General features: G+C 42.0%; 10 protein-coding genes, 1 pseudogene and 1 riboswitch. Of the genes and pseudogenes, 9 read left to right on the top strand and 2 right to left on the bottom strand.

Going from position 1 to position 12578, the window contains the following annotated elements:
- Positions 1-95: 95 nt before the first annotated feature.
- The 3 genes from I8748_RS31360 to I8748_RS31350 all read left to right on the top strand — a co-directional run bounded on the left by I8748_RS31360 (position 96) and on the right by I8748_RS31350 (position 3387).
- The gene (locus tag I8748_RS31360; protein WP_198128555.1) at positions 96-1541 is read left to right on the top strand and encodes an ABC transporter substrate-binding protein; all 1446 of its coding nucleotides are present in this window, start codon (positions 96-98) and stop codon (positions 1539-1541) included.
- Between the two features lie 53 nt (positions 1542-1594).
- Positions 1595-2428, top strand: coding sequence for an ABC transporter ATP-binding protein (locus tag I8748_RS31355; RefSeq protein WP_198128554.1), 834 nt, complete (start codon positions 1595-1597; stop codon positions 2426-2428).
- 19 nt (positions 2429-2447) lie between these two features.
- Positions 2448-2583, top strand: a riboswitch (cyclic di-AMP (ydaO/yuaA leader).
- 159 nt (positions 2584-2742) lie between these two features.
- A complete protein-coding gene (locus tag I8748_RS31350; RefSeq protein ID WP_198128553.1) occupies positions 2743-3387 on the top strand; it encodes a universal stress protein in 645 nt (214 codons plus the stop codon).
- Between the two features lie 178 nt (positions 3388-3565).
- On the opposite strand, the gene I8748_RS31345 is transcribed toward I8748_RS31350, so the two are convergent.
- Entirely contained in the window at positions 3566-4390 is an 825-nt protein-coding gene (locus I8748_RS31345) for a class I SAM-dependent methyltransferase (protein WP_198128388.1), read from the bottom strand.
- A gap of 53 nt (positions 4391-4443) precedes the next feature.
- On the opposite strand from I8748_RS31345, the gene I8748_RS31340 reads away from it, so the two are divergent.
- Positions 4444-5247 (top strand): MGMT family protein, encoded by an 804-nt coding sequence (locus I8748_RS31340; protein WP_225896603.1) that lies wholly within the window; start codon positions 4444-4446, stop codon positions 5245-5247.
- A gap of 137 nt (positions 5248-5384) precedes the next feature.
- A pseudogene (locus I8748_RS31335) lies at positions 5385-5918 on the top strand (AMP-binding protein); the annotation flags it as partial.
- 193 nt (positions 5919-6111) lie between these two features.
- On the opposite strand, the gene I8748_RS31330 reads toward I8748_RS31335, so the two are convergent.
- Positions 6112-6858: a hypothetical protein gene (locus I8748_RS31330; RefSeq protein ID WP_198128386.1), complete on the bottom strand. Its 747-nt coding sequence runs from the start codon at positions 6856-6858 to the stop codon at positions 6112-6114.
- Positions 6859-7417: 559 nt separating this feature from the next.
- Here I8748_RS31330 and I8748_RS31325 point away from each other — a divergent pair.
- The 4 genes from I8748_RS31325 (at position 7418) to I8748_RS31310 (ending at position 12550) form a co-directional block, all read left to right on the top strand.
- The gene (locus I8748_RS31325) at positions 7418-8176 is read left to right on the top strand and encodes a cupin domain-containing protein (protein ID WP_198128385.1); all 759 of its coding nucleotides are present in this window, start codon (positions 7418-7420) and stop codon (positions 8174-8176) included.
- Positions 8177-8778: 602 nt separating this feature from the next.
- Positions 8779-10854 (top strand): cytochrome-c peroxidase, encoded by a 2076-nt coding sequence (locus I8748_RS31320; RefSeq protein WP_198128384.1) that lies wholly within the window; start codon positions 8779-8781, stop codon positions 10852-10854.
- A gap of 196 nt (positions 10855-11050) precedes the next feature.
- Entirely contained in the window at positions 11051-11257 is a 207-nt protein-coding gene (locus tag I8748_RS31315; protein WP_198128383.1) for a hypothetical protein, read from the top strand.
- Between the two features lie 156 nt (positions 11258-11413).
- Positions 11414-12550, top strand: coding sequence for an AIR synthase related protein (locus tag I8748_RS31310; protein ID WP_198128382.1), 1137 nt, complete (start codon positions 11414-11416; stop codon positions 12548-12550).
- Positions 12551-12578: the final 28 nt, after the last annotated feature.

The following is a 12578-nucleotide window of genomic DNA, read 5'->3' as shown; positions in this document are numbered from 1 at the left end:
TCGCCGAATCGTCTCTACTCAGCACTCAGCACTCAGCACTCAGCACTCCGCGCCTCAGCACTCAGCACTTTTTTATCGCCATCGGAGCTACAGAAATGGGTGATAATAATTGGACTCGACGAGATTTTATTAAAGGAATAGGAGCAACGACAGCAGGAATATCGCTGTCATCGTGTGCGATTTCCGGCGATCGCTCTGCTAAAGGACTGACTGAAGAAGCTTTAGCGATGAAACCTGTAGTCAGCGGTTCAGATTTGCCAGAAAAACCGGATATTACTGTTGGTTATGTTCCTGTAAATGATTGTGCGCCATTTGCGATCGCCTGGAAAAAAGGATTCTTCCGCAAATACGGTTTGAATGTCACACTCAATCGTGAGGCTAGTTGGGCAACTTCCCGCGACGGATTAATTTTCGGTCGTTTGGATGCTTCCCCCGTGGTATCTGGTGCTGTCACCAACGCCAGAATTGGGGCAGAAGGCGCACGCCATGCACCCTTGTGTGCGGCTATGACCATACACCGCCACGGCAACGCCATGACCATGAACAAAGCCATGTGGGATTTTGGGCTGCGTCCGTGGTACGAGTATCAACAACAATATAGTGATGGCGCTTTAGAAGCTTTTGGCAAGGATTTTCGTGGCTACTTTGACAACCAACCCCCAGAAAACAGAGTTTGGGCTGTAGTCCTAAGTTCTGCCATCTACGAATACTTTGTCCGTTACATATCCGCTGCTGCTGGCGTTGACCCCCTCAAAGAGTTTCGCATTATCATCGTGCCACCACCCCAAATGGTGACAAACGTGCGAATTGGGGCAATGCAAGCTTACATGGTGGCAGAACCTTGGAATACTAGGGCAATTACAGGTAACGAAGGTATCGGTTTTACCTTTGCCCAAGGTAAAGAAGTTTGGTTAGGACACCCAGACAGACTACTGGGAGTGATGGAATCTTTCATCAAAAACTATCCCAAAACCTACCGTTCCCTGGTCAAAGCTATGATTGAAGCTTGTCAATATTGCAGCAAACCAGAAAACCGCCAAGAAGTTGCCGAATTGATTACAGACCGTTCCTTTACAGGCGCAAAACCCAAAAAGCCAGGGGCGCCAACCACCAAGTTTACAGGCCCGGCAATTGTTGGTAATTACAACTATGGCGGCTTTGACGGCAAAGACCGCACCATTAAAGCTGCTGACACCACAATTTTCTTTGATATACCAGATAACCTACCCAAACAGCCAGGAGAACATTCAACATTTTTATGGAGATCTAGAAGTATTTGGTTAATGACACAAGCAGCGCGTTGGGGGCAAATTCATGAATTTCCTAAAAATGCTGAGAAACTAGCCGAAAAAGGCTGGAGAACAGATTTATATCGTGAGATAGCAACTGAAATGGGAATCGAGTGTCCGAAGGAAGATTACAAAGTAGAACCACCCGAAGTATTTATAGATAAGAAAGGTTTTGACCCCAGTGATCCAGTGGGCTATCTGAATAGTTTTGAAATCAGGGTTAATGCTCCCACTCGTTTTTACATGTCTTAATTTACCCGTTCAAAAAATGACTACTGACTAAATTATTTCCGGAGCTTTTGATGATGGAATATACCTCATTACCTACCACTACTCAAAACCAAGTTATGCCCAGCACTGGATTTCTAGAAATTGAAAATTTAGTCAAGTCTTATCCAACACCAGATAAAGGTAATTTTGTTGTACTAGATGGTGTTAACCTCTCCATCGGTGAAGATGAATATATTTCTGTAATTGGGCACTCTGGTTGTGGTAAATCAACTTTACTAAAAATTATTGGTGGTTTAGAAAAAGCAACTTCTGGTTCAATACGCTTAGATGGCAAAGAAATACGTAAGCCAGGTGCAGAAAGAATGATGGTATTTCAAAATTATGCACTTTTACCTTGGCTAACTGTGAGGGAAAATATCCGTCTTGCTGTAGATGAAGTGCTTAAAAATGCCAATCGCGCCGAAAAAATTAGCATTGTTAACGAACACTTAGCAATGGTAAACTTAACGGCGGCGGCTGATAAATATCCTGATGAAATTTCTGGAGGTATGAAACAACGTGTAGGCATTGCTAGGGCTTTAGCAATTCGTCCAAAAATGTTGCTGATGGATGAACCTTTTGGGGCATTAGATGCACTAACTAGAGGTAAATTACAAAGGCAAGTATTGGACATTTGGGAAAACCATAGGCAAGCAGTGATGATGATTACTCATGATGTAGATGAAGCAATTTATATGTCAGACCGCATTGTATTAATGACTAATGGCCCAAAGGCGACCATTGGGGAAATATTAGAAGTACCTTTTCCTCATCCGCGCGATCGCGCCGCCATGCGAAACTCAAAAGAATACTTTGAACTCCGCAACCACGCTCTAAATTTCCTTGATCGCTACTTTACACAAGATTAAAAAAGTAGACTATTATTTCTTTAGTGGGTAGCCTAATTCAAATTGATCATAATTAAATTTGAAACGGAGGAACCAATGTTTGGGGCTAATCTAACGAGAGACACCTTCCAGTCTTAGCCCGTCAGCTAACTCCGTCGGCAATGGAAGGAACCCCCAAAACTTTGGCTGCAATACCAGTGTTATTGGGGTTTCCTCTACCAATTTGAGATTAGGGTTTTCTACATTGAATCCAAAATCTAAAATTGGTCGCCCTGCTTCTCATTCATCATTCATTCTTAAATTGGGGAGAAGTTTAAGCTGTGAAAATCAAGCCAATGTTAGCGCGTCTGCAAAGCGCCATAGGAAGAGACAATTTAATTGAGCAAATGGTATTATTACCTGAGCCAGAAAAAGCTTTTTCTCAAAAAGATCAGGAGACAAAATCAGTCAACTTAATTGTTGGTTATGATGGTTCCCCTAACAGTCACACCGCATTGGATATCGCCTTCTGGATTGCCCATCAAACGCGGTTAGCCACTAATAATGAAGTCACAGTGCAAGCTGTTTATGTAGTAACGGATAATCATAATAGTGAACATGCAAATATTTTGAGCTTTGCCAAACGCCTGCCAGTTTTTGAATGTCAGGTAAACGATGTATCTAGGTCTGTTACACCCGTTTTGACTCAACCTAAATTACAGGGGATTACACCATCTTTACAAGAAAAAACGGTAGCCTCTCTCCAAGAAGCTGACAGAATTCTTTGGCAAGCACGGAGTCTGGCTGAAGAATGGCAAGGTTCTTTCAAATCTCATTTGCGGTTTGGACATATTACTACAGAACTTAAAAAAGTTGTGGAATTAGAAGCTGCCGATATACTCTTTTTGGGGTGTAAATCTGTTAACCATCCCATTATTCAAACACTAGGCTCTAATTTCCCTTGCGCCGTTGTAGGTATTCCTAATTGTATTGATGAATAATCCTTTGTGTCTTAATGCCTTTGTGGTTCAAGATTTTTTACCACAAAGACACTAAGACACAAAGAGTTTTATAGATGGTGTACACAGTTTATGATGGCTAGTTATACCATTTCAGGAAATACCTGATACTGTAGGGGCGTACAGCTGTACGCCCCTACAGTCTATTCAATGGTATTATTCACATTTTTTGGGCAATATGAAAAGCAGATATATATGAAAGCTGAAGACTACCTCCAAAGCTATGTTCTATCAGATACTTCAATTCTGCAAATAAGCGCTTTTTACTGTGTGGATCTAACTTGATGTAGGGCGAATAAGTATTTAAAAGCATTAGATATTCATCTACAGTGTAGGTAACATCCGATATTACTTGTCCGAAGATTAAGTCTTTGAATAGCCCAGAATCGATAACCAGATTTCCCAACTCTTTTAAGATATTTTCTTGAGTTTTTCTATCTTCATATCTGTCAACAGATGGTGCATGGACTTGATAGACTTTAGATAAACGTTGGTACACTTCATAGGAAGGTTGAAGTTCCTTATTCCACAATAAAATCAGATAACCATTCTCTTGTAAGGCATTTGCTGCTTTTGGATATCCTACTTCTGGTGATATCCAATGAAAAGAACTCGCAGCTAAGACAGCATCAAATTTAAGAGGCTGTAACATCCACTCTTCAAAGGATGTATTTTGAATTTCTACATGAGAATAAGGTTGACAATTCTGTTGAGCTAACTGATAAAAATCTGGGTTTGGTTCTAAGCAAATCATTGAGCAACCTAGTTGTGCAAATGATACTGTTGCAGTTGCAGGGCCACATCCCACCTCCAAAATTTTTGAGTCACTGGAGAGTTGAGCAACTTCCACAACTTGGTCGATCAATTTTTGCGGATAGCGGGGTCTTGTCTTGTTGTAAGCTTCTGCTGCTGGAGAGTACCAATTTTTACGCTGTTCTAGATCTTTGCTGGAGTAGCTGATTATTGTCTGTTTTAGCTTGTCCATAATCTACTCGCACGTAGCGCCTTATGAAGTGATGAACTATACTGTATTATTTAATGGTTGCAATCAAAATATTTATGTCTAGTGAATACGGCTCTATACTACATCTTTTTACTAAGCAAAAACAAGGTGTTGGAATGGTCGAATGCAAAAGAATAAATTTAAAAGTAGGTCATGGTATTGAAGGTGATATTAATGCTAATCCTATAAGTCCCAGACAAGTTTTAGTGATTAGATATGAAGATATTACAAAACTTAAAATTCAACCAAGTGAATTGCGAGAAAATATTGCGATCGCAGGCATCCAACCTGAAAACTTTATACCTGGCTCTCTGTTAACTTTTGAGAGTGGCGCTGCAATTCGTCTAACTTTTCACTGCGAACCGTGTAAGCGAATAGCTCACTTAGTAAAATCATTAAAAAGCATTCAAGGTAAAAGAGGAATTTTAGGTGTAGTTATTCAATCAGGTACATTAGAGGTTGGTGGTAAGATTCAGATTCAAACTAATATATTTCCAGCTTTACCTGAAAATCCTTATGAACGTTTTTTAGAGCTTTTAACAAAAATTCCATCTGGTAAAGTAGTAACCTACAAACAAATTATTCAAGTCATAGGAGTAGATAATAGCTATATCAGAGCTATTCCAACATATCTTAAAAAAGCTGCTATTGAATATCCAATACATCGGATATTAGATTCGCAAGGAAATTTAATTAAATATGCTTTTAACCAAAAAGAGAAGTTAGAATCTGAGGGTATTGAAGTCTTATATAAAACAGATTTATCGAGTAAAATCAAGAGATATTTTGTGATTTACAAAAACTATTTATGGCACAATACAAGCATTTATTTAAAATAAATTTTACTAAAAAATAAAAAGTTAATTATTTGCTTTGCATTACTCATATTGAGTGAGAATTGACGCCAAGAAATTAATGCTTGGGAAGAACAACGTCATTAACAAAAAGCTAAAATTGATTGGCGTTTTGTGGCTGCGGAGCTTACGTTCCTTTAGACCCTAGTTATCCACAAGACCGCCTCGCATACATGGTAGAAGATACCAAATTATCAGTGATATTGACCCAGAAGAAGTTAATAGGTGCGCGTCTAGTTATGGTGAGTCGGGAAATCGCTGCTGATGGCACCAAGTTGATCGAGGAGCTAGAGCGATCGCGTGCTACAGTCATGCAAGCAACTCCCGCTACTTGGCAAATGTTACTAGCAGCAGGTTGGCAAGGAAATAAACAACTAAAAGTTCTCTGCGGTGGTGAAGCACTAACCCAAAAACTCGCGGCTGAATTACTAGACAAGGTTGGTTCTCTGTGGAATATGTATGGCCCCACTGAAACTACGATTTGGTCAACAGTTTATCAAGTGAAATCAGCTAACGAAAAAATTTCTATTGGACAGCCAATTGCTAATACTCAAATTTACATTTTGGCTGCAAATCTGCGTAGTCAAGAAGATGCATACATACCTGTTCCTCTAGGTGAAGTTGGAGAACTACACATTGGCGGCGATGGTGTAGCAGGGGCGACAAAGTGTAGCTTGGTCGGAGTGGGGTTCTTCGGTTTTAAAAAGTAATCAAGCAGACATGATATTCTCCCAAAAAAAGTATAATTACCGTTAGTCTTTAAAAGACAAAAATCATTTTTTTGAGTTATCGGGTACAAAGTTAAGATGGATGGACTGTATTGGATTTACCTCATATTAGTTGACATAATTATTGATTTTTAATTTGTTTAGAAGTAGCTTCCATAAAATCGATAAACACCTGTATCAGCCTATGGATTCCTTCACTACCTCCAGCAATTACCCCTCCTGTTAATAATGCATCTAAACACCGGAAAATAACTATTTGCGTTGGGTTACTTGCATCAATAACTACAAATGGCTCGATTGAGCGAATACCTATTGCGCTCATTAAAAGACCAAACAAAAGAGATGTCCATAAAGCAATAATTTGTGTATCAGACTTATATGCTATTCTTTTACGCTCTTTTTCATTTAACTCCTTAATCATAGTATTTAAATCATCAATTTGTGGTTGTATCCTTTTAAATAACTCTTCTTTATTTTTTGTAAAATTCTGAATAATTTGCTGTTCTAAACTCATACCTTCAGGTGGAAGACCACTAATTGAAGTGGATTCTACAGAAGTTTGTTGGTTTTGTTTTTGTTGTTCTTCTATAAATTTCTGTTTGACAGCAATCAAAGTATTTTGTTGATGAATAGCAATATTTAATTGGTCAGAATTTGGGCCTCGCCAAGTAGTTATGAAAACTTCTAATGAACGCTCCAACAACAAAGAAATAAAAAATAGTAAAGTGAGTACCTGTATAATATCATTCAGTCCAAAGGTTTTTAAAATAAATGGTTGTGGTGATAACCAAGCAGACAAAGTTACTACTAGAAAACTAAGAATCATTAATAAAATAAATAGAGGCGATTCTGGAGAAAGTTTTTGCAATTGCTCTAGGCTCCTGTTCAGTGTCAGAATATGTAACACAGCGTTGAGGTGAGAATTACACCTGCTGAGTAACTAAACAGCATTAATTTCATAGAACAGCAAATAATTTATTGCAGTTGCTTTTTTGTTATTCATATGTAGCCAGAGTCAGGCAATAGCGAAGTCCACTATGATAACTTCGGTCAAATAAGGGTTTTGTACTCTTCCAGAAAGCCGAAAAAAGTGCGTCTAGGTGCAGCCAAACTACTACGTTCACTTGCCAGACTTGAAACAAGTGGTGTGGAAATCCCCTCTATCAGCAACTGCCTTACCACTAGGGAAAACGCATTTTATTTGTTAATAGCATCGATGGCTGTAATGCTTATGGGATACAAGTGATAGATTTTCAGATGTGCCATTTTACCTAGACTTTTCTGGGAAATGACAGTACAAACCGCCTTCAGACAATTACTGTTTCATTGTAGTAATTATACATATATTTAATGTATAACAGAAAGAGGTTTGATGTATAATACCTAAGTTCTGAAAGTTAACTACTCTTTTAATCTGAAAGCTCAAGATGGTATCTTCTCAACTGTACTGGCAACCTCAAAAAGTTAACGAAAACTTATTAACACGTATAGCGGTATCACCAATACCAACCTGGTATGAGACAGAGTATACCGGAATCACGTATATTTGCTTTGAGTCCGATCATGAAGTTCAAGAACATCCAGTAACGATGTTGTCTCGATTCGATCGCGGTGGCTTTTTCGGGCTACATGGACACCCTGGAGGAGAAGAAATTTTGGTACTCGAAGGAAACTTTACTGACGAAACCGGTATCCATACACCAGGAACTTACATGCTTAATCCTGAAGGGTTTATCCATCGTCCCTACAGCGACGAAGGTTGTCTGACCTTTGTAAAATTACGGCAGCATGGTGGAACAAATCGTCAGCAAGTACGAAAGAATATTTACCAGTTACCTTGGCAACCGGGTATTATCCCCCAAATTGAGGTGAAGCCCCTCTATGAGCAAATGGGTTTCCCTGAAAAAGTCTGGATTGAACGCTGGCAACCAGGCACAGAATTGTTGAACGTAGTCGAGTCTGAGGTAAAAGAAATCTTTGTCATAGAAGGAACTTGGAGTGATGAGTTAGGAAATTATCCGACTCACAGTTGGCTACGGTATCCACCTGGTTGTTCCTACAGTCCCTCGTCAACAACGGGTTGCATGGTCTATGTTAAGACTTATCCTATAGAAGCAACGAGATTTATTGTTGGAAAAGATTTTCGACATCCACAAGTTATGAATATTGGCGTTGCTGATTTATAGGATAAATATGGGATAAATTTTGTTTCGCGCCACTGGCGTCGCCAAGGCGCGAAGAATCTATATTTACCTTGGTTAACAATCTCAATTCATCCAGCATTAAGCAACGCCTGAATGTTTAATTTCCTGAAAATTCTATGTGATTTGGGTCTTGGTGCATTCTACTTTTACTCTGGCTTGTCAATATTTAGATGTATTCGCCCTGTCGTGAATACCACGTAAATGGCTGAATTTGACGCATGAGCCAAAACTTTACAACACGCAGCTATTTAATAAAGAATTGGTAAAGAAATGATGGTGAAGTGTAAAAAGCTTCATACTCAAATTGATAAATGAAAAATACAACTAAAAGGTTTGGTGAAAGAATCTTAAATTACCATCGAAGCTAAATAAATATTAGACACCGCTGCTTTTGGAAGCAATCCTACTTGCTGGGATTACCAAAGTAACGGGTTTTTCAGTCTGAATAAATAGTTAAAGATAGAGGAATGCCCTTGGTAAATCGTTAAAGTTTGACATTCATCAACTACAAAAAAATTACCTGGGTCGATTGGAACAGTAACGCTTCGACCCTGAGCAAAGAGTAGCAATGTTGATATACAAGCATGAAGAAAATTCAAAGTAGCACCATATTTGTGGCTGCTGTATTAGCTAGAATTACTAACTTGGCATTAAGGTTGTCAAGGAGAATGAAAAGCAGTATAGCGATCGCAGCAATTGTGGCGATCGCCATACTTGCTGGACACACTGTATCAGCGCAGCTAACAGCGCCTTCTTTAACAGCCCTCAAGAATGTAGCAATTCCCAAACCGGAAAATCTTGCAGACTTCGTTAAAGATGAAAAAGCTGCGATCGCTCTGGGAAAGTCCCTATTTTGGGATATGCAAGTCGGTAGCGATGGCATTACGTCCTGTGCTAGTTGCCATTTCCATGCTGGCGCAGACAACAGAGCCAAAAACCAGCTAAGTCCAGGGATTTTGCGCGTCAATGCCGACAAAAGCCCGAATCCAGATACTACTTTCAGTATCGGTCAGCCCAACTACACACTCAAACCAGAGGATTTCCCATTTCACAAACTGGCAGATCCCAATAACCGTTTATCGACTATTGTGTCGGATAGTAACGATGTAGCCTCCTCACAAGGAGTCTTTAATTCCAAGTATGACAGTACCAGCAACACCGTGACTCAAGTAGACGATCCAGTCTTCAACGTTGGAGGAACTGAAGTTCGACGGGTCGAACCGCGCAACACGCCAAGTGTGATCAATGCGGTGTTCAATTTCCGCAACTTTTGGGACGGACGGGCCCAGAACGTCTTCAACGGGGTAGATCCGTTTGGGACAAGAAACCCCAATGCAAAAGTTTACAAGGCAGACAGCCTCTTAAGTCCGCTCACAGCAGTGAGTGTCCGACTGAAAAATTCGTCTCTAGCTTCCCAAGCAGTAGGGCCACCATTGAGTGCCTTCGAGATGTCGGCAGACGGTCGCACATTCGAGGAGATTGGTGATCAATTCGGCTCAGGGGTGCTAAACAATTTATTGGACATTCTCAAAACCAAGAAGTTGCTTCTCCCTAGAGACCGTGCTAAAAAATTACTTCCTCTCAAACCGCTTGCCAAGCAAGCCGTCGATTCTGAGGACAGTGTTCTAGGTCAGTACCGCAGCGGCACTGGAAAGGGGTTAAAGGTTACCTACAAGCAGCTGATCAAGGATGCCTTCAAGCCAGAGTGGTGGCAATCTACCCAGTTAATTCAGGTTGATAAAGCCAACGGCAATACCCGCAAAGTCGTCCTTGCGCCGGATCTTTCAAGTACCACTGAGGAATATACCCAATTAGAGTACAACTTCTCGTTATTCTTCGGGCTAGCGGTGCAAATGTATGAGTCTACATTAGTATCAGACAATGCACCAATTGACCAGTACTTGGACGGTAACACTAGCGCTTTAACTGCCCAGCAACAAAGGGGTTTAACTATTTTCCAGAATAAGTTTTGTATCGCTTGCCATGCAGGAGCAGAATTTACAGCTGCTTCCGTGAGGAACGTGCAGACCAAGGGACGACTCACGCGATCGCCAGCACCCGGAAACCCGATTGAAGATACAGGCTTCTTCAAAATTGGCGTCACCCCCGAACTGGAAGATGTGGGCGTAGGTGGTAACGATGGGCAAAAACCAGTATCGCGATCGCTATCGGAAGCGGAACTAGCCAAGGAGGGAACCTTCCAAGAAGTCTTTGGTGAAGCGCCCAATATTACGCCTGGCCCCAATGATGCAGTGGAATCGGTTGCATTGTTTAAGGCTCCTGGACTCCGCAACGTCGAACTGACTGCTCCCTACATGCACAACGGTGGTATGTTGACCTTGGAGCAAATCGTCAATTTCTACAATCGGGGTGCGGGGGATGACAATCCAAATGTACCTCGCCTTCCTCCGCTGAATCTCAGTGATGAAGACAAACAGGCACTGGTGGCTTTCTTGAAGTCCCTTACTGATGAGCGAGTTCGCTATCAAAAAGCACCCTTCGACCATCCGCAGTTGTTCGTCCCTAATGGACATCCAGGAAATCAAACCACCGTCACCGACGACGGCACAGGAAAAGCCACAGATGATCTATTAGAGATCCCAGCTGTTGGTCGTAATGGTAGCAGTACTCCCATTACCAACTTCCTGGCGACACCTTAAGTAGGGGATGGGGGAGATGAGGGAGATGGGGGAGTTGAGGGAGAAATAACTCCCCTGCTCCCCTGCTCAACAGCTGCCTAAACAGTCATCTTCGGGCGGGAAAGGAGCAACTCCTGCCTCCTCTAATTTTCTCTGCCACTGTGAACTGTCTCATGTATTTTAGGAAGTAGTGACATGAAAAATTACAATAAAATACATGGACAGCACACAACTAGCACAATACCTAGAAGCAACAGATAGCATTGCCAAACCTTGGCTGTTGGTACAACTGCGCCTCAAGAAGTTAGAAGAACGCCGAGCCAGTCTTTCACAAGATGTTTATTTTAATGAGTTAGCAGATATACACCAAGACTTAATGAATTTGGGTGAATGGTGGCGTGGTATAGAAGACGAAGTGTTTTAAAGTTAAAAGTTAGGAGTTAGGAGTTAGGAGTTAGGAATTAGGAATTAAGAGTTAGGAGTCAGAATCCAGAATAAATATCTTTCCTCCTGACAACTAACAACTGACAACTAACAACTGACAACTAACAACTGACAACTAACTTTAAATCCCAACCCGATGACTCAAGCTCTTGATCAAGTCGATTATGATACTCTCGATGCTGCAAAGCGACGCTTCATCGAAGCTGCAAAACGCACGCTTGGCTTTGCTAGCTCCTATGGTAAAGTACCCGCATCGGGTCTAGGAGGAAGCGCCAACGCTTTCAGTTTCAATCTCGCGCCTTTTTTGGCAGCGGGAAATCAAGAACTTTCTCTGACGCTTGTCCCTGAAGGACTCGGCACCGCAGATGATACTCGACCTGATGACCTCAGTGAAGAAGAATTGCGGCGTTTTTGGTGGAATATTGGTATAAAAATCATCTCTTGTCTCACCAATGATGCTGCATCCTCTGGGATGCAGACTGTACTGCTTGGGCTGTATCTGCCTTCGAGTACTCCTGAAACAATTTTTACTCCCGCCTTCCTTGACGGGTTTCTCGATGGAGTGGTAGAGGCGTGCAAACGAGTGGGGTGTGTCTACATCTCTGGGGAAACTCCTCAACTCAAAACTAAGATCATTTCAGGTCGGCTCGATATTGCTGGCTCAGTTTTTGGCGTTATGCCGCCTGGTGTTGCTCCTATCGACGGTTCGCGTCTGGGTGCTGGTAATAGTATCGTTCTCGTTGAGAGTTCTGGCCCCCATGAAAATGGGTTTACGCCGCTGCGAAAGCTAGCTGAATCACTCCCCGGAGGCTACAGAACGAAACTACCCAGTGGGCGGGAGTTCTGGGAGGCAATGAACGCTGCTTCGCATCTTTACACACCGTTGGTACAGGCGGTACTGCGTGCAGGAATTCGTCCTACGGCGATGGAGAACATCACCGGACATGGGTGGCAGAAGTTGATGCGATCTGCAAAGCCTTTGCGGTACGTAGTGGAAAATATGCTGCCGGTGCCTGAAATCTTTTCCTTTGTAGAGGAGCATCTTGAGGGTGGGCCAGAGATGATGCTTTCTGTATTCAATTACGGAGCAGGATTTGCGATTTATACAGAGTCAGAGCAGGATGCACAACAGATCGTCAGCCTGGCAAGGGAACATGGGCTTTTGGCGGTGGTTGCTGGCAGGGTGGAAGCGTCCCCTAGCCGCGAGGTCGTGGTAGCGCCGCTTGGGGTGACGTTGAAGGGCGAGTCGTTTGGGATTGCGCGGGGAGTGTGATATCAGCAGGGGAGCAGGGGTGCAGGGG

The sequence above is a fragment of the Amazonocrinis nigriterrae CENA67 genome, from assembly GCF_016056305.1.
GTDB lineage: Bacteria > Cyanobacteriota > Cyanobacteriia > Cyanobacteriales > Nostocaceae > Amazonocrinis > Amazonocrinis nigriterrae.
Note: the sequence above shows the minus strand (reverse complement) of the source record. Positions and strands in the feature narration are given on the sequence as shown.

Coding starts and splice junctions, on each gene's coding strand:
- I8748_RS31345 (WP_198128388.1), bottom strand. CDS start 4,390: ATGGACAAGCTAAAACAGACAATAATCAGCTACTCCAGCAAAGATCTA.
- I8748_RS31340 (WP_225896603.1), top strand. CDS start 4,444: ATGGTTGCAATCAAAATATTTATGTCTAGTGAATACGGCTCTATACTA.
- I8748_RS31315 (WP_198128383.1), top strand. CDS start 11,051: ATGGACAGCACACAACTAGCACAATACCTAGAAGCAACAGATAGCATT.
- I8748_RS31320 (WP_198128384.1), top strand. CDS start 8,779: ATGAAGAAAATTCAAAGTAGCACCATATTTGTGGCTGCTGTATTAGCT.
- I8748_RS31310 (WP_198128382.1), top strand. CDS start 11,414: ATGACTCAAGCTCTTGATCAAGTCGATTATGATACTCTCGATGCTGCA.
- I8748_RS31360 (WP_198128555.1), top strand. CDS start 96: ATGGGTGATAATAATTGGACTCGACGAGATTTTATTAAAGGAATAGGA.
- I8748_RS31350 (WP_198128553.1), top strand. CDS start 2,743: ATGTTAGCGCGTCTGCAAAGCGCCATAGGAAGAGACAATTTAATTGAG.
- I8748_RS31355 (WP_198128554.1), top strand. CDS start 1,595: ATGGAATATACCTCATTACCTACCACTACTCAAAACCAAGTTATGCCC.
- I8748_RS31325 (WP_198128385.1), top strand. CDS start 7,418: ATGGTATCTTCTCAACTGTACTGGCAACCTCAAAAAGTTAACGAAAAC.